Genomic DNA, 20,607 nt, shown 5'->3' on the forward strand with positions numbered 1-20,607 from the left:
CTCAGTCCCTGGTCCGGAAGCGCTGCCGGCCCGCCGGCGGAGCCGGGGGAGCAGCGGGCACCGGGGGAGCGACGGGAGCCGAGAAGGCGGGAGCCGCGGGAGCCTCCACCGGGGGCAGCAGCGGGTACCGGTCCGCCAGTGCGGCCCGGTCGCCGTCCGCGAAGGCCGCCACCAGGTCGTCCGCGACCTGCAGCACCACGTCCAGGCCCTCCACCTCGGCCGTCCAGTCCGCCGGCAGCCCGGCGGCGCCGTACATCGCGCCGACCAGGTTGCCGCAGACCGCACCGGTGGAGTCGCTGTCCCCCGAGTGGTTCGCCGCCAGCACCAGCGCCTCCCGGGCGTCCGCGCCCACCAGCGCGGCGTACACCGCGATCGCCAGGCACTCCTCGGCGATCCAGCCGAGGCCCACCTGCTCCACCCGCTCGGGGCACGCCGGGCCGAGCCCGGCCACCCGCACCGCGCGCCGCAGCGCCGCCACCGTCTCCTCGCCGCCCGGGTACGCCGCGGTCTGCTCGACGGTCTCCTCGACCGCCCGCCGCAGCTCCGTCCCGTGCACCAGCCGTTCGACCAGCGCCGCGAAGGCCCCCGCCGCCAGGTACCCCGTCGGGTGTCCGTGCGTCAGCTGAGCGCAGTCCGCCGCCAGTTCGAAGGCCCGCCGCACCCCCAGCCGGGCCAGCCCGAACGGCGCCGAGCGCATCACCGTGCCGCAGCCCTTGGACTGCGCGTTCACCTCGCCGTGCAGCCCGTACGCCACCGGCGGCAGGTAGCCGTACCCGGCGAGCCCGCTGGTGCAGGCCGTCCCCGGCGCCCGCGAGGCGTACAGGAACTCCTGGCCGAGCAGCCAGCCGTCCGGGTGGCGCTCCGGCCCGGGCAGCCGCTGGGTCAGCATCCACCGCCGGTACGCCCGGTGGACCTCCTCGCGGGTGCCGCCGCGCAGCAGGCCCTCGGCGGTGAACAGCGTCATCTGGGTGTCGTCGGTCACCTCGCCGTGCCGGCCGCCGGCCGCCGGCGAGCGCAGCCCGTCCGGGCCGAAGCGGTCCCGGATGTCGTCCAGCCGCTGGAACTCCACCGGCCAGCCCAGCGCGTCGCCGAGCGCCCCGCCCACCAGTGAGCCGCGCACCCGGTCCCGGTACTCCACCATCGTCTCCCCCTCCGCGGCCGCCCCGGCCGTCAGTCCTCGATCGCCCCGGCGCGCCCGTGCAGCGCCGCCCGGTCCGCGGCGGCCCGTCCGGCCGCCCACCCCTCTCCGTCGCTGACCCGCACCCGCTGCGAGACCAGCTTCGGGAACATCCGCCCGACCGTGTCGTCCACCGCCTGCCCGCGGGCCGCCAGCACCGGCAGCAGCCGCTCGTCCGGCGCCAGCTGCTCGGAGGTGCCGTCCTCGCGCAGGTGCCGTCCGGCCGCCGCGTCGGCGGTCGCCCGCTCGGTCGCCTCGGTGAGCCGTTCCCGGATCCGCGCAGCATAGGAGATCAGGAAGGACTGACGGAACGCCTTCGTCCGCGGCGCGCCGTCCTGGTGCCGGCGGCTGCCCGCCCGGTGCATCGCCGCGGTGCCCTGCACCAGCAGCGAGGTGTAGAGCAGCTCCACCGCGTCCAGGTCCGCGTCGAAGCCGATCACCGTGCAGAAGCCGAACTCCTTCGCCCACACCACCCGGCACCGGTTCGCCGCCGCCACCGCGTCCAGCAGCATCGCCTTCGGGCTCTCGTACGGCTGGTCGACCCCGATCCGCAGCGCGGCCGGCGCGTCCTTCGCCGGGCCGCCCGCCGCGAGCAGCGCCTCGTCGATCGAGTGCTGCGCCATCAGCTGCTGGGCCTTTTCGGTCAGCGCCTCCGCCTCGTCGGGGAACTCCGTCGACTCGGCCTTCGCCAGCAGCGCCCGGATCCGCCCGAGCATCCGCGGCTCGCCCGCCGCCGGGCGCGCGGCCGCCGGGTCGAACGCCCGACCGCCGCCCTGCTGCCCGGGCACCGGGCCGACCGGCGCGATCGGCGGCAGCAGCGACCAGGCCCGCAGCAGCTCCAGCGCGGCCGTCGCCAGCGCGAACCGGTCCTGCCGGTGCCGGGCCGCGAACTCCGGCAGGTACGCCTCGTCCGACCCCCACCACACCTCGGCCGCCAGCTCCCGCAGCTGCTCCTGCCAGCGCCGGTCCAGCGAGGCGGCCGGGTGCCGCCTGCCCTCCGCCGCGATCAGGTCGACCGCCAGCGCCAGGTGCACCGGCCCCAGCTCGCGCCGCACCACCCGGACGAGGTCGGCGGGCCGCCACCCGGCCGTCCAGCACCGGCCGACCGCGCGCTCCGCGCACGCCAGCAGCGCCCGGCCGACCTCCGGCCACTGCTCCGCCGAGGCGGCCAGCAGCGAGGCGCCGCCGTCCAGCGCGTACTCCAACGTCTCCGCGGGCGCCGCCACGACCTGCTGCACCGCCGAGGCCAGCAGCCCCTCGACGGCGGAGTCCTGCCCGGCCCTGCCGCTGCGCCTGCCCACGATGCCTCTTCCGTCCGCGTCCGCCGGCCCGGCCACGACCGGCCGGACCCCGTCCCATGATGCAGGAGCGGCTTCGACGGGCGGGCCGGCCGCGGGCGGCGCGTGGCGGTCGCCACGTGAATCGGTCTTCGTGGCGGGCAACTACTCGGGGCCGCCGCTCGTCCTGCATTCTGTAGGGGCAGCACGCGCAGCCGACGCGCGACGGGGTGTCAGGGAGGTGGCCGCATGGCCGTTGAGCCGTGGAGGCATCCGCAGCAGCCGTACGGCCCGCCGCCGCAGCCCTGGCAGCCGGCGGCCACCCCGCAGGCCGCGATGCGCGCCGCCCACGCGGACCGCGAGCGGACGGTCGACGTGCTGAAGGCCGCCTACGCCGAGGGCCGGCTGACGGCGGAGGAGTACTCGCAGCGCTTCGACCACGCGCACCGCGCGCAGACGTACGGTCAGCTCGCGCAGCTGGTCGCCGACCTGCCGTCCGGGCCGATGGTGGCGCCGATGGGCGCGGCCGTGCCGGTCGTCCCGCCGACCTTCATGCCGCCGCCGGCGCCGTACGCGCCGCCGCGCACCAACGGGATGGCGATCGCCTCGATGGTGCTGGGCCTGCTCTGCCTGCCGACCATGGGCGCGCTCGGCATCCCGGCCGTGGTCACCGGGCACATCGCGAAGTCGCAGCTGCGGGCCGGCCGCGAGGAGGGCGACGGCATGGCGACCGCCGGTCTGGTGATCGGCTGGCTGTCGGTGGCCGGATGGGCGCTGATGATGCTGCTCGCCGTGGTGTCCGTGCGCTGACCTGCGGGTCCGCCCCGTTCCGCGGGCCGGGACGGCGGCCGGGCCGGGTGGCGGCCCCGTCCGATGTGTGGTAAGACGGCTCGAACGTTCCCGCACCGTTCCGGTTGTCCAGGCTCGCCCGGGTGAGCAGCGGCGTTGCATTTGTTTTGACCGCCGCCGATGCGCTAGGTACGCTCTGATTCGTGCCTGGGGTGTCCCCGGGTCCTTGTGCGTGCCAGTTGACCGGCCGCCGTAGCGGAGCGCTGATCCCGCTCTCGCCGTGCGAGCGCCGTCGCTGTCCATCAGCTCATGGGATTCCGTGATTCCTCCGCCGGGAGACTCGACACACCCGACCGCGTGGGTCGGTGGGTCGAGGGGCGCCGCAGGTTAGTTTTACGCAGCCTTGGCACACAGAAAACGGAGAAACGGTGCCTACGATCCAGCAGCTGGTCCGAAAGGGCCGGCAGGACAAGGTCGAGAAGAACAAGACGCCCGCCCTGAAGGGCTCCCCGCAGCGTCGTGGCGTCTGCACGCGTGTGTACACGACCACCCCGAAGAAGCCGAACTCGGCGCTTCGTAAGGTCGCCCGTGTGCGCCTCACCAGCGGGATCGAGGTCACCGCCTACATCCCGGGCGAGGGCCACAACCTGCAGGAGCACTCCATCGTGCTGGTCCGCGGTGGCCGTGTGAAGGACCTTCCTGGTGTCCGCTACAAGATCATCCGCGGCTCCCTCGACACCCAGGGTGTCAAGAACCGCAAGCAGGCTCGCAGCCGCTACGGCGCCAAGAAGGAGAAGTAAGAATGCCTCGTAAGGGCCCCGCCCCGAAGCGCCCGGTCATCATCGACCCGGTTTACGGCTCCCCGCTGGTGACCTCGCTGGTCAACAAGATCCTGCTGCACGGCAAGCGCTCCACCGCCGAGCGGATCGTGTACGGCGCCCTCGAGGGCGTCCGCGAGAAGACCGGCGCCGACCCGGTGGTCGCGCTCAAGCGCGCCCTGGAGAACGTCAAGCCGACCCTCGAGGTCAAGTCCCGCCGTGTCGGTGGCGCGACCTACCAGGTGCCGGTCGAGGTCAAGCCGGGCCGTGCCAACACCCTGGCGCTGCGCTGGCTCGTCGGTTACTCCCGCGCCCGTCGCGAGAAGACCATGACCGAGCGTCTGCTGAACGAGATCCTCGACGCCAGCAACGGCCTCGGCGCGTCCGTGAAGCGTCGCGAGGACACCCACAAGATGGCCGAGTCCAACAAGGCCTTCGCGCACTACCGCTGGTAGTCCGAACCCCGTCACTAGACAGAGAGAGAACGAGCCACCATGGCTGCAACCTCCCTTGACCTCGCCAAGGTCCGCAACATCGGGATCATGGCGCACATCGACGCGGGCAAGACCACCACCACCGAGCGGATCCTGTTCTACACCGGTGTCTCGTACAAGATCGGTGAAGTCCACGACGGCGCTGCCACCATGGACTGGATGGAGCAGGAGCAGGAGCGCGGCATCACCATCACGTCGGCCGCGACGACCTGTCACTGGACGCTCGACGGCGTCGACAACACCATCAACATCATCGACACCCCGGGCCACGTCGACTTCACCGTCGAGGTGGAGCGCTCGCTGCGCGTGCTCGACGGTGGCGTGACGGTGTTCGACGGCGTCGCCGGCGTCGAGCCCCAGTCCGAGACCGTGTGGCGGCAGGCTGACCGCTACGGCGTCCCGCGCATCTGCTTCATCAACAAGCTGGACCGCACGGGCGCCGACTTCTACTTCTGCGTGCAGACCATCGTGGACCGCCTCGGCGCCACCCCGCTGGTCATGCAGCTCCCGATCGGCGCGGAGTCCGACTTCGTCGGCGTCGTCGACCTGGTGAAGATGAAGGCCCTGGTCTGGTCGCCCGAGGCCACCAAGGGTGAGATGTACGACGTCGTCGACATCCCGGCCGACCTCGCCGACAAGGCCGAGGAGTACCGCGAGGCCCTGCTCGACACCGTGTCGAACGTCAGCGACGAGGTGATGGAGCTCGCCCTGGAGGGCGAGGACATCCCCGAGGAGCTGCTGATCGCCGCGATCCGCAAGGGCACGCTGAACTCGGACTTCACCCCGATCTTCTGCGGCTCGGCGTTCAAGAACAAGGGCGTTCAGCCCCTGCTCGACGCGGTTGTGAAGTACCTGCCGTCGCCCCTCGACATCGAGGGCATCGAGGGCACCAAGCCGAACAACCCCGAAGAGAAGATCGTCCGCCAGGCCTCGGACGACGAGCCGCTGGCCGCCCTGGCGTTCAAGATCATGTCTGACCCGCACCTGGGCAAGCTCACCTTCGTCCGCGTGTACTCCGGCCGCCTGGAGTCCGGCACCTCGGTGCTGAACTCCGTCAAGGGCAAGAAGGAGCGCATCGGCAAGATCTACCGCATGCACGCGAACAAGCGTGAGGAGATCGACTCGGTGGGCGCCGGCGACATCATCGCCGTCATGGGCCTGAAGCAGACCACCACCGGTGAGACGCTGTCCGACGAGAAGCAGCCGGTCATCCTGGAGTCCATGGACTTCCCGGCCCCGGTCATCCGCGTCGCGATCGAGCCCAAGTCCAAGGGTGACCAGGAGAAGCTGGGTGTCGCCATCCAGCGTCTCGCCGAGGAGGACCCGTCCTTCCAGGTCAACACGGACGAGGAGACCGGCCAGACCATCATCGCGGGTATGGGCGAGCTGCACCTCGAGGTGCTCGTCGACCGTATGCGCCGTGAGTTCAAGGTCGAGGCCAACGTCGGCAAGCCGCAGGTCGCGTACCGCGAGACGATCCGCAAGGCCGTCGAGCGCATCGACTACACGCACAAGAAGCAGACCGGTGGTTCGGGTCAGTTCGCGAAGATCCAGATCGCGATCGAGCCGCTGGAGTCGGGCGAGGGCTACGAGTTCGTCAACAAGGTCACCGGTGGCCGCGTGCCGAAGGAGTACATCCCCTCGGTCGACGCCGGTTGCCAGGAGGCCATGGAGTTCGGTGTCCTCGCCGGCTACCCGCTCCAGGGCGTCCGCGTGACCCTGCTCGACGGTGCGTCGCACGACGTCGACTCGTCCGAGCTCGCGTTCAAGATCGCCGGTTCGATGGCCTTCAAGGAAGGCGCCAAGAAGGCCGGTCCGGCCCTCCTGGAGCCGATGATGGCCGTCGAGGTCACCACGCCCGAGGACTACATGGGCGACGTGATCGGCGACATCAACTCCCGCCGTGGCCAGATCCGGGCCATGGAGGAGCGTCACGGTGCGCGCGTCGTCAAGGCGCTCGTGCCGCTCTCCGAGATGTTCGGCTACGTCGGTGACCTGCGCAGCAAGACCTCTGGTCGCGCAAGCTACTCGATGCAGTTCGACTCGTACGCCGAGGTTCCGCGGAACGTGGCGGACGACATCATCGCCAAGGCCAAGGGCGAGTAAGGCCGGCTCCGCCGGTCAAGGTTCGGCCCGTTATTCGGGACGAATCCGACCCCTTAGGCTAGAAGGAGGTAACCCGGGGCGAATCCCCACGGATTCCCCCGGGCCCTCCCGGCACCCCACCCCGCGGGACGGCATGGAGCGCTACCAGCGCCCCGTTCCCAATCCCGATCAAAGACCAACTGACGTCGTACGGCGTACAGAACTGTCCTCAGGAGGACTGCAGTGGCGAAGGCGAAGTTCGAGCGGACGAAGCCCCACGTCAACATCGGCACCATCGGTCACATCGACCACGGTAAGACCACGCTGACCGCGGCGATCACCAAGGTGCTGCACGACGCGTACCCGGACATCAACCCCTTCACGCCGTTCGACCAGATCGACAAGGCGCCGGAGGAGCGGCAGCGCGGTATCACCATCTCGATCGCGCACGTCGAGTACCAGACCGAGGCGCGTCACTACGCCCACGTTGACTGCCCGGGTCACGCTGACTACATCAAGAACATGATCACCGGTGCGGCCCAGATGGACGGTGCGATCCTCGTCGTCGCCGCCACCGACGGCCCGATGCCGCAGACCAAGGAGCACGTCCTCCTGGCCCGCCAGGTCGGCGTCCCCTACATCGTCGTCGCCCTGAACAAGGCCGACATGGTGGACGACGAGGAGATCCTGGAGCTCGTCGAGCTCGAGGTCCGTGAGCTCCTCTCCGAGTACGAGTTCCCGGGCGACGACCTGCCGGTCGTGCGCGTCTCGGCGCTCAAGGCGCTCGAGGGCGACAAGGAGTGGGGCGAGAAGCTCCTCGGCCTCATGCACGCCGTCGACGAGTCGATCCCGACCCCGGCCCGTGCCACCGAGCTGCCGTTCCTGATGCCGATCGAGGACGTCTTCACGATCACCGGTCGTGGCACCGTCGTCACCGGCCGCATCGAGCGCGGTGTCCTCAAGGTCAACGAGACCGTCGACATCATCGGCATCAAGACCACCAAGACCACCACCACGGTCACCGGTATCGAGATGTTCCGCAAGCTGCTCGACGAGGGCCAGGCCGGTGAGAACGTCGGTCTGCTCCTCCGTGGCATCAAGCGCGAGGACGTCGAGCGCGGCCAGGTCATCATCAAGCCGGGTTCGGTCACCCCGCACACCGACTTCGAGGCCCAGGCCTACATCCTGTCGAAGGACGAGGGTGGCCGTCACACCCCCTTCTTCAACAACTACCGCCCGCAGTTCTACTTCCGTACCACGGACGTGACCGGCGTCGTGACCCTCCCCGAGGGCACCGAGATGGTCATGCCGGGCGACAACACCGCCATGACCGTCGCGCTGATCCAGCCCGTCGCCATGGAGGAGGGCCTCAAGTTCGCCATCCGTGAGGGTGGCCGCACCGTCGGCGCCGGCCAGGTCACCAAGATCGTCAAGTGACGATCTGACCCTGGTCTGTCGTAGACAGGCTCGCCGCAAGGCAAACGGAAGGGCCCGCCCCCTCCGTCCGCGAGGACGGGGAGGGCGGGCCCTTCCGCCGTTGGGCCATGGTCTCCCGTGCTGGTCCCGTCAGAGGGAAGCGGCTACCACGGGACCGGTCCGTGCATGAGGGACATCGCCCGCCGTGGAGCGATGACGGCGGCGGACCGTTCGGTGGCCCCCTCCTCGCCGACCGAGGTGCAGCCCCGGGAAATCCGTTCGAGGGCGGCTGGCATAATCCTGCGGGGGGATCCGCCCGCCGACCCGGGGAGAGCGGTCGGCGTTCGACGTCTGAAAGCCGATGGACCGCGGCGCGGTCGACGCTGAGGTCGTGGCGGTGAGCAACGGTGCCTGCGTCACGGACGACGTCCGGGCTCCTGCCTCGGACACGCATCGCACTGGGTCGATTTCAAGGAGAGGCCGGAATGGCAAGCCAGATGTTGGCCTGGAGAGTCAGGGGGAAGGAGCCCGCACCCGCGGGGACCCGGCCCGGCCGCAGTACGGACGACCGCCGGTGGCAGGTTCTGGTGGTGGTGCTGGCGGCGTCGTGGGCGGTGCCGGTCGCGCTGAACGCCGTGGGACTCGATCTCGTCCTCCTCCCGGTCCTCGTCCTCTCGATCGCGTCCACCGTCCGGATCGGCGGCGTGCTGCTCGATCGACTGATGGCCTCCGGTCTTCTGCTTTGCGGCGCCCTGTTGGTCCTCGGCCTTCTCGCCTCGGTGTGGCCGTGGGGGCTGTCACCGGTGCCCGTCTCCGGGGTGCTGCTCTCCGTGGTCGGCGGTGCCGCCTGGTGGAGCGGACGGAAGCCCAGCCTGCCCTGGCGGGTGCGCGGTACCGACGCCGTGGTGCTCGGCACTGCCGCGGTGGTCTGGCACTACGTCCACCACCCGGTCGCGGGGAAGAGCCCCGTCGAGCGCTTGGGCGCGCTGGTCACCGCCGAGGACCGCCTGACCCATCTATCGATCTTCGACACCATCCACCGGGTCGGTGGTTATGCCTTCCTCCACCAGGACGCAGCCCGGGTCTCGTTGCAGCCGCCGACCGAGGCGGTGTATCCCGAGGGATCGCACCTGATTCTCGCCTGGCTGGATGTGTTCCGGACTTCGAGCACCGAGCTCGGCTCGATGATCGCGGCCGACAACCGGTACTTCACATACGTCCTTGCCGCGTACGCCCTGTTGTGCGCCGCGGTGGTGTGGGCCGCTCGATGGGTCGGCGGGCCCCGGTTGCGCGGGTGGCGGGCGGCGGTGGTCTGCAGCACGGTCGCCGCCGTCATGATCGCCACCCCGGCCGCGATCATGATACCGGCGGGCTTCGACTCCGAGCTGATCGGGCTGCTCTTCCTCGTGGTGGCCGTGGCCCTTCTCGTCCGATCGGCGATGGGCCGGACGGAGTTCGTGCTCGTCGGTGTCGCCGGCATGGTGACGGTCGCGTACACCTACAACATCTATGCGGTGTACATCGGTGCAGCCCTGCTGGCGGCCCTGGTGGTCAACCGGCGTCGGTTCCGTCCTCGTCGGACGGCGATCTGGCTGAGTCTGGTGGTCGGAGGCGCCGTCGCCCTGGTGCCCAGCGTCATCATGGTGCTGTCGGACTTCGACGTGAAGAAGCAGGCCGTCACCGGCGGCGCGATGATCCCGATGGACCGATCCACCCTCGTGGGGCTCGGACTGCTCGGGCTCGTGGCCGGTCTGATGCCGCGCAACCGGCGAATCGGAGCCGTTCAGAGTCTTCTGCTGACGGTGGTCTCCGCCTGGGGCCTGCTGCTGGCCTTCGCCGCGTTCCAGATCTACGAAACCGGCAAGCTCTCCTACTACTTCGAGAAGATGGCCGTGGGCGGGTTGATGCTCGCGCTGGTCGCGCTCGGCGGTGCCGGCTATGTTCTGCGGCCGATCGCTCGGAACGGCTTCGCGTCGCGCGCGGCGCAGCGGTGGACCGAGCCGGTGGCTGCCGTTGCAGCTGCGGCTGCCGCACTCAGCCTTTTCGGCGGGATCCAGTGGGGTGTGCCCTCCGTGGGGGGGAAGCCGTCGGCCTGGCACGAGTCCGAGCTGGCGCGGTGGGGTCGTGGCGAACACATCGGGAAGCTCGGCCCGGCTGCAGAAGCCTTCGCAACCAGGGACATCCAGCGGGTCAGTGCTCCGGTGCTCACCCTGTACACCAACGACGGCTACTCGAACTGGCGGATGACCTTCTTCGCCCAGACCCTGCTGCACCGTGCAGGCGTGGTGCCGCAGTTCGACGAGATGCTCAAGGTGCAGATCGGCGGCCGGCCGGAGGACGAGCAGAAGTACCGTGACTCGCTCGCGCACCTCCGGACCGCCATCGGCCGTTCGCCGGTCCCGCCCATCCTTCTCGTGGGGGACAAGCAGGTCGCCGAACGTCTGGACCGGGATCTCAACGGGACCGGTACGAGGACGGCGTCCGTTCTGTACGCACCGCTGGAGCCCTAGTACGGCAACGGTGTTCACCGTGACGAGGCATCGGCTCTCTGGCTGGTGCCTCGTCGTTCGTCGTGGCTGGTGCGTGCCTGGCGTCGCCGGCTGCCGGACTGCTGCGGCCATCGCCAGGACCTGTCGGGCGACCCGGCGTGTGAGTCCTCGCATGCTTGCCCGTCCTACCGTTCCGGGTCGCATTGGTCGTCGAGCTGTCGTGACGACTCGGGGGCTCAGGGGGGTGGACGGTTCTTCCGCCCGGCAGTGGAACCCGTCCTGAGCCGCAAGGCCGGCGCCTCCACGACGTGCCACGAGAGGAGGGCCAGTCCCGCGGTCGTCACCGCGGCCGAGACGAGGTAGCAGAACAGGCCCGCTCTCGGAACCCCGAACACCGCGAGCCCCTGCTCAACCGCGAAGCCGTAGATGTAGACACCGTAGGAGTAGTCCTGACGGCGGCCGATCCTTCTAAACGGCCCGGGCAGGCGTACGGCCAGCCACACCGTCAGATAGGTCAGCGCCGGGAAGCCTACGGGGAGCAGACCGCCCCACCTCAGGGAGGCCGCAAGCGCCGCCACGCAGACCACTGCGAGGCCGTCGTGCACCGGCAGGCGGCGCTGGTGGACCTGCGCGGCGGCGCCGAGCAGGAAGGCATACGCGAGGTCGACCGCCAAGCCCAGCGACACTTCGCCGACCACCGGAACGGCGAGATGGAAGGGGCCGCCTCCGAGGCTCCGCCCGAACAGCCATCCGGCCGACTCGGCGAACCAGAGCAGGGCGGCGGGCACCGCCAACATCGCCGGTGCCCGTCGCAGTACCCCCGCGACGGCGAACAGTGCCACCAGGAGGTAGCAGAGCGCCTCGTACTTCAGCGACCAGAGGGCACCGTTGATGTTCGCGTTGTGGTTGGTGCCGCGCTCGATGCCCTCGACGAGGACGTCCGAGACGTCCCAGCTGCCGTCGGCCGGAGATGCCCCGAGGAGGTAGCGCAGCGGACCGTGAGGGTGCTCCCAGAACCCTCCCAGGCTTCCGTGTTCCCGCCAGTACAGGACAGGCATGATCACGAATCCGGTCACCAGGACCGCCGCAAGCAGTCCCGGGGCGATGCGCAATGCCCGGTTCCGGAGGAACCGCAAGGGTCGGGTACGGCGGCCACTCGCCGTGATGAGGAAGCCCGAGAGCACGAAGAAACCGGTCACCGCGAGTCGGCCCAGGTCCGTCTGCCTGCCGCTCGCGGCCCACAACGGATCCCGTCGGCCGTATCCGAGCGGGAAGAGGTGCGAGACGAGGACGGCTCCGGCGAGCATCAGACGAAGAGCGCCGAAGGCGTTCGCCCGCCCCAGCGACTCGGCCAGCCCGCCGTGGGACTTGCTCCAGCTCCATGCACGCATGTGACCTCTTGCGTCCGCTGAGGGGAACCCTGCCGTGGGACCGCTACCGGGTGCGGACGGTCAGCCAGGCAGGCAGTCCGCCCACAGCGACTCGACCGACTGCCGCAGCGTGCGCTGCGGCACCCAGCCGAGCTGTTCCCGTGCCGCGGAGATGTCGAGTTGCTGCCACTCCGACTCGGGGCCCGTACCCTCGGGGGCCGGTACCTCGGTGACCTCCACCGGGACGCCGCTCACCTCGACGAGCAGGTCGACCAAGCGGCGCGCCGGGGCGGCCGCGCCCGTCCCGATGTTCAGCACGGTGCGGGCCGTCCTGGTGGTCGAGGCGGCCGCCACGGCGTCCACCGTGTCGTCCAGGTCCACGAAGTCGCGCTGGGCGGTGAGCGGCTGCAGCGACAGCTCGGCCACCGTGCCCGCGGCGTGGGCCGCGGCGAGCTTGGCACCCATCACCCCGAGCAGGCTGTGCCCGGGCTGACCGGCGCCGGTCACGTTCCCGAGCCGGAGCACGACGGCGTCGAGGCCCTCGCGACCGACCGCGTCGACGACCCGCTCGGTCGCCGCGAGCTTGAGCCGGCCGTAGGCCATCACCGGGGCCGGGACGTCGTCCTCGTGCTGGCTGGTGCCGACGGGCACCAGGCCGTACTCGTGAACGGTGCCGAGGTGCACCAGCCGGGCCGGGGTGGCCATGGCGCCGATCGCCTCGACCAGCCGGTCGACCAGGACGACGTTGGCGACGTGCATCTGCTCGTCGTCGAGCCCCCACATGCCGCCGGCCGCGTTCACGACGACGTCGACGTGCTCGCGGTCCAGCAGCGCGGCCAGCTCGGACGCCGGGGACGCCGTCAGGTCGAAGGGGACGAAGCGGCCGGCCACGGGCACGGCGGAGGGCTTGCGGGCCAGCGTGAGAACCTCGCTCCCCGTCGCCTCGAACCGCTCGGCGACGGCCCGGCCTATGAACCCGGTGCCGCCGAGGACGGCGACGCGCGGCGGTGTGTGCGGGGTGCTCATGACGGAGCGCTCCTTGAGGAGAGGGGAACCGGGTACCGCGGGATCAGCGGGCCCTGCCGGTGGCGGAGGCGTTGCGCAGCAGGGTCCGGGCACCGTCCCACTGGCGGTTGCGCACGGCACCCGGCACCAGCGTGAGGGCGTGGATCCGGGCCGAGAGGTGGCGACGGGAGGCCTTCGCGGCGCGCGGCCAGCCGTGGGCGTCCAGCCGGTCCGCGACGTCGAGGAAGTAGCGGCGGGCCTCGGTGAACCGGCTGCCGCTGAAGGCGGACTTCGAGGAGATGCTGACCGTGTGCCGGCGGTACTGGAAGCACAGGGTGTCGCTCACCGCCATCCGCTCGCCGGCCTGGAGCAGGTCGACGATCAGCGCGAGGTCCTGGATGATCTCCAGGTTGTCGCGGAAGCCCATGGTGCGGACGGCGTCGGTGCGCCAGCAGATCGACGGGAAGTACAGCCAGTTGCCGCGCAGCAGGCTGACGGCGAGCTCCTCGCCGCCCAGCAGCTCCAGGCCGCGGGTCCGCGGCGCGTACAGCCGCCGCTTGGCCTCGTCCGCCAGCGTGCGGCTGACCGCACCGTCGCTGCCGATGACCTCGACGCCCGGCTGGATCATGGCCACGCCGGGGTGGGCCGCGAGCACGTCGCGGATCGTCTCGATGTAGTTGGGCAGCATGATGTCGTCGGTGCCCATGAAGACGAGGTACTCGTGCTCGGCGAGGCCGAGGCACTTGCGGTAGTTGCCGGTGACGCCGAGGTTCTGCTCGTTGCGCATGTACCGGACCCGCGGGTCCCCGAGCTCGGCGAACCACTCCGGCACGCCCGGCTCGCGGCCGTCGTCGACGACCGTCAGTCGCCAGTCCCGGTCGGTCTGCGCCAGGACACTGCGCACCGCGGCCTGCATCAGTGCCACGTCGCCGTAGTAGGGGAGCAGGACATCCAGAGTGGTCATGGCGGTTATCCGGTGGTTGGGGGCGGCTGCCCCGGTACGGAGCACGGCCACGGACGTGGCGGCCACATCATATGACCGACGTGCCGGTCGTTCGGGCGGGTGCCGTCCGGGACGGCACCCGCCCGGCGGTCAGACCGGGCGGAGCCCGGCGGTGTACGCCCGGCAGGCCTCGTAGTCGGGCAGCAGACCGGACGCCACCGCCTCGGCCAGCGAGGGGGCGGCCTCGTCGCGCGCGGACAGCTGCGGCTCGGCGGTGCCCCAGTCGATGGCGAGGTCCGGGTCCAGCGGGTGCACGGTGTGCTCGCCGGAGGGGTTGTAGGTCTCGGAGCAGACGTACGAGAGGGTGGCGTCGTCCGTCAGGGCGCAGAAGCCGTGGCCGAGGCCCTCCGGGATGTACACGGCCCGGCGGTCCACGTCGTCCAGCCGGACGGAGTCCCAGCGGCCGAAGGTCGGCGAACCGACCCGCAGGTCCACCACCACGTCGAGCACCGCACCGCGCACGCACGTGACGTACTTGGCCTGGCCGGGAGGCACGTCGGCGAAGTGGACGCCCCGCACCACGCCGCGGGAGGACACCGAGAGGTTGGCCTGGGCCAGCCGCAGCGGGTGGCCCACCACCTCGGAGAGGCGGTCGAAGCGGTACCACTCCATGAACAGCCCGCGCGGATCGCCGTGCTGCTGCGGAGTCATCTCGAACGCGCCGGCGATCGACAGTTCGCGGAACTTCATCGGTTGCCCTCCTCGACGAGCAGGTCCAGCAGGTACTCCCCGTACCCGCTCTTGCGGAGCGGCTCGGCCAGCTCGCGCAGCTGCGTCGAGTCGATCAGGCCGGCGCGCCAGACCGCCTCCTCGATGCAGCCGATCTTGAAGCCCTGGCGCTCCTCGATCACCCGGACGAACTCGGAGGCCTGGACCATCGACACGAACGTGCCGGTGTCCAGCCAGGCCGTACCGCGGTCCAGCACGGTGACCTGGAGTTCGCCGTTGCGCAGGTAGGCCTCGTTGACCGCCGTTATCTCCAACTCGCCCCGGGCACTGGGCTCCAGGTTCTCGGCGATCTTGACGACCCGGTTGTCGTAGAAGTACAGGCCGGGCACGGCGTACCGGGACTTCGGGTGCTCGGGCTTCTCCTCGATCGAGATGACCTGGCCCTGCGGGTCGAACTCCACCACGCCGTACGCGCGCGGATCGGCCACCGGGTAGGCGAACACCCGCCCGCCCTCCGGCCGGGTGTGCTGGGCGAGCCGGGTGCCCAGGCCGCTGCCGTGGAAGATGTTGTCGCCGAGGATCAGCGCGACCGGCTCGTCCCCGATGAAGTCGGCGCCGAGCACGAAGGCCTGGGCGATCCCCTCGGGACGTTCCTGGACGGCGTACTCCAGGCGCAGCCCGAGCTGGGAGCCGTCGCCGAGCAGGCGCTGGAACTGCTCCTGGTCCTGCGGGGTCGTGATGATGAGGATCTCGCTGATGCCCGCCATCACCAACGTGGACAACGGGTAGTAGACCATCGGCTTGTCGAAGACGGGAAGCAGCTGCTTCGACACCGCCCGGGTCAGCGGCCACAGGCGCGATCCGGTGCCACCCGCCAAGAGAATTCCACGCATGACGGGCAGCTTATGCGAGGCCCCCGGCGGGGTCGTGGGGCAGGGCGGGTCTTCGAACAGGTCTGGGTAGACTGCGCCCTACTATGCGCATCCTCGTCACCGGCGGCGCCGGCTTCATCGGATCCGAGTTCGTCCGCTCCCTGCTGGGCGCCGACGAGTCCGCCCAGGTCACCGTCCTCGACAAGCTCACCTACTCGGGCGTCGAGGCCAACCTCGCGCCGGTCGCCGGTCACCCCGGCTACCGGTTCGTCCGGGGTGACATTTGCGACACCGACACCGTCGAGCAGGTGATGCCCGGCCACGACGTGGTCGTCCACTTCGCCGCCGAGTCGCACGTCGACCGGTCGATCGAGGGCGCCGGGCCGTTCGTCCTGACCAACGTCGTCGGCACGCAGGTCCTGCTCGACGCGGCCCGCAAGCACGGCGTCGGCCGCTTCGTCCACGTCTCCACCGACGAGGTCTACGGCTCGATCGCCGAGGGCTCCTGGACGGAGGAGTGGCCGCTGGCCCCCAACTCCCCGTACTCCGCTTCCAAGGCCGGCTCGGACCTCCTGGCGCTGGCCTACCACCGCACCCACGGCATGGACGTCGTGGTCACGCGGTGCTCGAACAACTACGGCCACTACCAGTTCCCCGAGAAGGTCATCCCGCTGTTCACCACCAACCTGCTCGACGGCAGGAAGGTCCCGCTCTACGGGAACGGCGGCAACATCCGGGACTGGCTGCACGTCTCCGACCACTGCCGCGGCATCGAGCTGGCCATGCGCAAGGGTCGGGCCGGCGAGGTCTACAACATCGGTGGCGGTACCGAGCTCACCAACAAGGAGCTCACCGGCCTGCTCCTGGAGGCCGCCGGGGCCGACTGGGACATGGTCGAGCCCGTGGCCGACCGCAAGGGGCACGACCTGCGCTACTCGCTCGACATCACCAAGATCAGCGAGGAGCTCGGCTACACCCCGCAGGTCCGCTTCGAGGACGGCCTCGCCGCCACGATCGCCTGGTACCGCGACAACCGCGACTGGTGGGAGCCGCTGAAGAGCAAGGCCGCGCTGCGTGGCTGACCGGGCGGGCGGCCGCGCGAACCCGCTGGCCCGGCTGTTGGACGCGCTGCCGCCCGGCACCCGGCTGGTGCTGGGCGGCACCGTCGTCCTCGGCGTCTCCTCGTACGTCTACCTCGCCCTCGCCGGCCACACGCTGGACCCCACCTCCCTCGCCGGCGTCTCCGTGCTCTGGACGGTCGTCATGTCCGTCGGGTACGGCCTCTTCTCGCCGGTGGAACTGGAACTGAACCGCCTGGTCGCCGCCCGCGACGTCGGCGGCCAGGGCCCGCACGGGGCCCTGCGGCGGACGGCCCTGCTCACCGGCGCGGTGCTGGTGGCCGTCCTCGCTCTGCTCGCCGCGGCGGCCCGGCCGATCGCCGACCGCCTCTTCCACGGCGACCTCACCCTGGTGGCCGGGCTCGGCAGCGCCCTCGTCGGGCTCGCCGTCAGCTCGCTCACCCGCGGCGCCCTCGCCGGCCTCGGCAACTTCAAGGCCTACGGCGCCCAGCTGGCCGTCGACGGCGGTCTGCGGATCGGCCTCGCGGCCGCCCTGCCGGCGCTCGGCCTGCACTCGGTGCTGGCGTTCGCCCTGATCCTGGTGGTCTCCCCGCTGGCGGCCTCCCTGATCGGCCTGCGCTCCACCCTGCGCGACCGCCGACCGGGCCCCGCCGTGCCCTGGCCGGCGCTCACCCGCGGTCTCGGCCTGCTCGCCGCCTCGACCCTGCTCGCCCAGCTCATGGTCAACGCGGCCGTGGTCAGCGTCCAACTGCTGTCGCCCGCCTCGACCGCGCTCGTCGCGGCCCTCCTGAACGCCGTGGTCATCGCCCGCGTCCCGCTCTTCGCGTACGCGGCGATCCAGGCCTCCCTGGTCTCCGCCCTGTCGGGGGCCGCCGCCTCCGGCCGGCACGCGGAGTTCCGCAAGGTGCTGGTGCGCACCGTCGCCGTCGTCTGCGCGATGTGCCTCGCCGGCGGGGTGCCGGCCGTCCTCCTCGGACCCTGGATCGTCCGGACGATGTTCAACGCCCAGGACGTCCTGGGCGCGGCCGACTTCCTCTGGCTGGTCCTCGGGACCCTCTGCTACATGGTCGCGACCGTCGTCGGCCAGGCCCTCATGGCGCTCTCCCGCCACCAGCGGCAGCTCCTCGCCTGGGCGGTCGGCACCGCCGTGCTCGCCGCGGTCACGCTGCTCCCCGGCGACGTCGGCACCCGCGCCGAACTCGGCTACCTCGCGGGATCCGCTGCGACCGCCGGGCTGATGCTGTGGTCGTTGCTGCGCCGCTTCCGCGCAGCGCCGGCGGACGCCGGCAACGTTCCTGCCGCTCCGGAGGCCGCAGCACCGGTCGCATGACGGCATCCGGGCCCGACGCGCACTGTGCGTCGGGCCCGGATCGTCCGAGGGGTGCTCAGCCGTCAGGCGCCGCCGTTGGCCCGACGCTCGACGAGGGCGGTGACCCGCCGACCCAGCCGCTGCGCAGGCCGCTCGACCACGGTGAAAGTCAGCTGGCTGACCGCCAGGACCACGGCGATGAAGACGATGCCGATCCCGAAACGTGACCACAGCGGGATGTCCCTCACCGCAGTGGGACTGATCAACCAGAGCAGGACGCACAGCAGCACCGCGTGGACCAGGTAGATCGAATAGCTGACCGACCCCAGCCAGGTCAGGAACCTTGGAACCGTACGGCCGCGGAGGAGCATTCCCAGGCCGAAGGCCGCCCAGGTGGCAAGCATCGCCGCAACCCACTGCCACTGGACGTGGTGCGTCATCCGCGCATGCTCGTCCCAGCACGCGCCGGCTGCCACGACCGCCCCCAACGCCACCACGCAGGCAGCGGCGCACTTCCGACGGCTGATCTGCCCCTGCTCGGCACGGTAGATCGCCGTGCCGCCGAACATGGTGGCCAGGATCGACAGCCCGAACCACCCGGGCATCCGCCCGTTGACAGTGACCAGGACGAGCGCCAAACCCGCGAGTAGAACGGCACCTGTGACCGACAGGGCGCGGCGACGGGACAACAGGCAGGTCAGGCCCACCGCCATTGCAGCAGCGGACACCGCCACGGTCACCTCAGTGTTGTGCAGATCGCGCGAGAACAGCAGCACCGGGAACAGACCCGCGGCCAACGCGCCGATCAGGGCGAGACCCGCCGAGATCTCCGCGCTGCGCCGGTGCAGCCCGAGCACGAACAGGCCCGCCACCAGGAGGTAGAACACCATCTCGTAGGAGAGGGTCCACATGACGAACAGGGACCCCCCCACCCCGACGAAGTCGTGCAGCATCGTCAGGTTGGCGAGCGCGGCGACGGCGGGGTGCTTCGCCGGGAATGGGCTGACCGGGGAGAGCGCCGTGTACGCACCCGCCGCCCAGACGCCGATGCCCACCAGCACCACCACGAGGCAGAGCGGGTAGATCCGGAAGAACCGGCTGATCCAGAAGCCGCGTACGCTCCCGCGCCGCTCCAGGGAGGCGGGCACGATGTATCCGCTCACCAGGAAGAAGAGGAAAACACCGAAGGACGCCACGTCGAAGCGGTGGGTGACCCGGGCATACAGCTCCGGGACCACCATCTGCACGAAGTGCTCGCCCGCGATGGTCAGCGCGGCGACACCGCGCAGCAGATCCAGCCAGCCGAGCCGATTGCCCGGCGAGACGACCGGCGCCTCGGCAGAGCCCGACAGATCAGGCCGGGGCCGCGCCCGGGAGGTGAGAGACATCCGGCGAGAGTAGCCCACGGTTCCCTCGCCGCAGGCTCCAGCCCCGGCTCCCGGGACGGTTCCGGAGCGGACCGGCGGCCGCTGTCGTCCGTTCTCCGGCGGCGGCTACGATGGCCCTCGCCACCGCGGCTGAAAGGCGTCTCTCGTCGTGCAACTCACTGTCATCACATCGATCACCGGTGTACTGGTGCTCGTGTACATCCTCGAACTGCTGCGCCGGCAGCAGCTCCGGGAGAAGTACGCGGCGATATGGCTCGGCATCGGTCTGGTAGTGGCCCCGCTGGGCTTCGTTCCCCGGGTGCTCGACTCCACCGCACGGCGGCTCGGAATCGCGTCCGGGGTGAGCCTCGTGCTCTTCGCCGGCTTCGTGCTCGTGCTGCTCGTCTGCCTTCACCTCAGCTGGGAGGCGAGCAGGCTGGAGGCCGAGACCCGCACGCTGTCCGAGGAAGTGGCGCTGCTGCGCGCCCACCTGGTCGCGCACCACGGCTACCCGGAGCCCCGCCCGCACACCCAGGTCGAGGGTTCGGTCGATTCGGAGGTCGGGGCGTGATGGACGGGCGCAAGATACTTGTTATCCTGCCGGCTTGGAACGAGGCCGAGGGCCTCCCCGGCATCCTGGGTGAGATACGGGCCCAACTGCCCGGCGTCGACACACTGGTGGTCGACGACGGTTCGACGGACCGCACAGCCGAGGTCGCCGCCGCGGCGGGTTCGGCCGTCGCGAGGCTCCCCTACAACCTGGGGGTGGGCGGGGCCATGCGCCTCGGCTACCGGTACGCCCACCTGCACGGTTACGACGTCGCGATCCAGATCGACTCGGACGGCCAGCACGACCCGTCCTACGTCCCGCTGCTGCTGGAGAAGCTGAACGAGGCCGACCTGGTCATCGGCGCCAGGTTCGACGGCGAGGGCGACTACAAGGTGCGCGGCCCCCGGAAGTGGGCCATGGGTCTGCTGTCCACGGTCCTGTCGCGGATCACACGTACCAGGCTGACCGACACGACCTCGGGCTTCCGTGCCTGCAACCGCAAGCTCATCGAGTTCTTCGCCACCTGGTACCCGGTGGAGTACCTCGGCGACACCGTGGAGAGCATGGTCGGTGCCGCCCGCTGCGGTTTCACCGTCCGCCAGGTCCCGGTTGCCATGCGGGAGCGGACCACCGGACGACCGAGCGCCTCGCCGTTCAAGGCCATGATCTACCTGGCCCGGGCCGGCCTGGTCCTGCTGCTCGCGATGATCCGGAGGATGCCGGACAACCTGCGGGCCATCGCGGAGTCGAAGGACGATTCGCCCGTCCGGGAGTTGGCCCTGAAGAGCTGACGTCCGGGAATTGTTGAAGCCGGGGGGGGGGGGGGCCCGGCGGGGGG

18 protein-coding genes are annotated in these 20,607 nt (G+C 70.7%); 10 read left to right on the plus strand and 8 right to left on the minus strand.

The annotated features are described in order from the left end of the window. Nucleotide 1 precedes the first annotated feature (1 nt). Both ABD353_RS00725 and ABD353_RS00730 read right to left on the minus strand, forming a co-directional pair. Nucleotides 2–1,141: an ADP-ribosylglycohydrolase family protein gene (locus ABD353_RS00725; RefSeq protein ID WP_344621459.1), complete on the minus strand. Its 1,140-nt coding sequence runs from the start codon at nt 1,139–1,141 to the stop codon at nt 2–4. Between the two features lie 29 nt (nt 1,142–1,170). Next, nucleotides 1,171–2,481, minus strand: a complete 1,311-nt coding sequence (locus tag ABD353_RS00730; RefSeq protein ID WP_425555049.1) for a DUF2786 domain-containing protein — start codon at nt 2,479–2,481, stop codon at nt 1,171–1,173. 222 nt (nt 2,482–2,703) lie between these two features. On the opposite strand from ABD353_RS00730, the gene ABD353_RS00735 reads away from it, so the two are divergent. From ABD353_RS00735 to ABD353_RS00760, 6 genes are all read left to right on the plus strand, one after another. Beyond that, the gene (locus ABD353_RS00735; RefSeq protein WP_344621461.1) at nt 2,704–3,264 is read left to right on the plus strand and encodes a DUF1707 and DUF4190 domain-containing protein; all 561 of its coding nucleotides are present in this window, start codon (nt 2,704–2,706) and stop codon (nt 3,262–3,264) included. A gap of 407 nt (nt 3,265–3,671) precedes the next feature. Next, entirely contained in the window at nt 3,672–4,043 is a 372-nt protein-coding gene (gene rpsL, locus ABD353_RS00740; RefSeq protein WP_014144289.1) for a 30S ribosomal protein S12, read from the plus strand. A gap of 2 nt (nt 4,044–4,045) precedes the next feature. After that, complete coding sequence (gene rpsG / locus ABD353_RS00745) at nt 4,046–4,516, plus strand: 30S ribosomal protein S7 (RefSeq protein ID WP_030263556.1); 471 nt, start codon at nt 4,046–4,048, stop codon at nt 4,514–4,516. Between the two features lie 39 nt (nt 4,517–4,555). After that, a complete protein-coding gene (fusA, locus tag ABD353_RS00750) occupies nt 4,556–6,661 on the plus strand; it encodes an elongation factor G (RefSeq protein ID WP_344621462.1) in 2,106 nt (701 codons plus the stop codon). 222 nt (nt 6,662–6,883) lie between these two features. After that, nucleotides 6,884–8,077 (plus strand): elongation factor Tu, encoded by a 1,194-nt coding sequence (tuf, locus tag ABD353_RS00755; protein WP_030263551.1) that lies wholly within the window; start codon nt 6,884–6,886, stop codon nt 8,075–8,077. Nucleotides 8,078–8,541: 464 nt separating this feature from the next. After that, nucleotides 8,542–10,566, plus strand: a complete 2,025-nt coding sequence (locus ABD353_RS00760) for a hypothetical protein (RefSeq protein WP_344621463.1) — start codon at nt 8,542–8,544, stop codon at nt 10,564–10,566. 215 nt (nt 10,567–10,781) lie between these two features. Here ABD353_RS00760 and ABD353_RS00765 read toward each other — a convergent pair whose 3' ends face one another. The 5 genes from ABD353_RS00765 to rfbA all read right to left on the minus strand — a co-directional run bounded on the left by ABD353_RS00765 (nt 10,782) and on the right by rfbA (nt 15,485). Continuing rightward, entirely contained in the window at nt 10,782–11,936 is a 1,155-nt protein-coding gene (locus tag ABD353_RS00765) for an acyltransferase family protein (RefSeq protein ID WP_344621464.1), read from the minus strand. Between the two features lie 60 nt (nt 11,937–11,996). Beyond that, nucleotides 11,997–12,941: an NAD-dependent epimerase/dehydratase family protein gene (locus ABD353_RS00770; RefSeq protein WP_344621465.1), complete on the minus strand. Its 945-nt coding sequence runs from the start codon at nt 12,939–12,941 to the stop codon at nt 11,997–11,999. A gap of 43 nt (nt 12,942–12,984) precedes the next feature. Beyond that, nucleotides 12,985–13,884, minus strand: coding sequence for a glycosyltransferase family 2 protein (locus ABD353_RS00775; protein WP_344621466.1), 900 nt, complete (start codon nt 13,882–13,884; stop codon nt 12,985–12,987). Between the two features lie 129 nt (nt 13,885–14,013). Next, a complete protein-coding gene (rfbC, locus tag ABD353_RS00780; RefSeq protein ID WP_344621467.1) occupies nt 14,014–14,613 on the minus strand; it encodes a dTDP-4-dehydrorhamnose 3,5-epimerase in 600 nt (199 codons plus the stop codon). Next, nucleotides 14,610–15,485, minus strand: coding sequence for a glucose-1-phosphate thymidylyltransferase RfbA (gene rfbA, locus ABD353_RS00785; protein WP_344621468.1), 876 nt, complete (start codon nt 15,483–15,485; stop codon nt 14,610–14,612). Before rfbA ends, rfbC begins: the two co-directional genes overlap by 4 nt. Before the next feature lie 83 nt (nt 15,486–15,568). On the opposite strand from rfbA, the gene rfbB reads away from it, so the two are divergent. Together rfbB and ABD353_RS00795 are read left to right on the plus strand one after the other, a co-directional pair. Further along, on the plus strand, nt 15,569–16,546 hold the full coding sequence (gene rfbB, locus ABD353_RS00790) for a dTDP-glucose 4,6-dehydratase (protein WP_344621469.1): 978 nt from the start codon (nt 15,569–15,571) through the stop codon (nt 16,544–16,546). After that, nucleotides 16,539–17,873, plus strand: coding sequence for a lipopolysaccharide biosynthesis protein (locus ABD353_RS00795; protein WP_344621470.1), 1,335 nt, complete (start codon nt 16,539–16,541; stop codon nt 17,871–17,873). Before rfbB ends, ABD353_RS00795 begins: the two co-directional genes overlap by 8 nt. A gap of 62 nt (nt 17,874–17,935) precedes the next feature. Here the strand turns inward: ABD353_RS00795 and ABD353_RS00800 are convergent, their stop codons facing one another. Further along, nucleotides 17,936–19,240, minus strand: coding sequence for an acyltransferase family protein (locus tag ABD353_RS00800; RefSeq protein ID WP_344621471.1), 1,305 nt, complete (start codon nt 19,238–19,240; stop codon nt 17,936–17,938). Nucleotides 19,241–19,388: 148 nt separating this feature from the next. Here ABD353_RS00800 and ABD353_RS00805 point away from each other — a divergent pair, with 148 nt between their 5' ends. After that, nucleotides 19,389–19,790 (plus strand): DUF2304 family protein, encoded by a 402-nt coding sequence (locus tag ABD353_RS00805; RefSeq protein ID WP_344621472.1) that lies wholly within the window; start codon nt 19,389–19,391, stop codon nt 19,788–19,790. Further along, complete coding sequence (locus tag ABD353_RS00810; protein ID WP_344621473.1) at nt 19,790–20,560, plus strand: glycosyltransferase family 2 protein; 771 nt, start codon at nt 19,790–19,792, stop codon at nt 20,558–20,560. Before ABD353_RS00805 ends, ABD353_RS00810 begins: the two co-directional genes overlap by 1 nt. Nucleotides 20,561–20,607: the final 47 nt, after the last annotated feature.

The sequence above is a fragment of the Kitasatospora arboriphila genome (assembly GCF_039528095.1).
Lineage (GTDB): Bacteria > Actinomycetota > Actinomycetes > Streptomycetales > Streptomycetaceae > Kitasatospora > Kitasatospora arboriphila.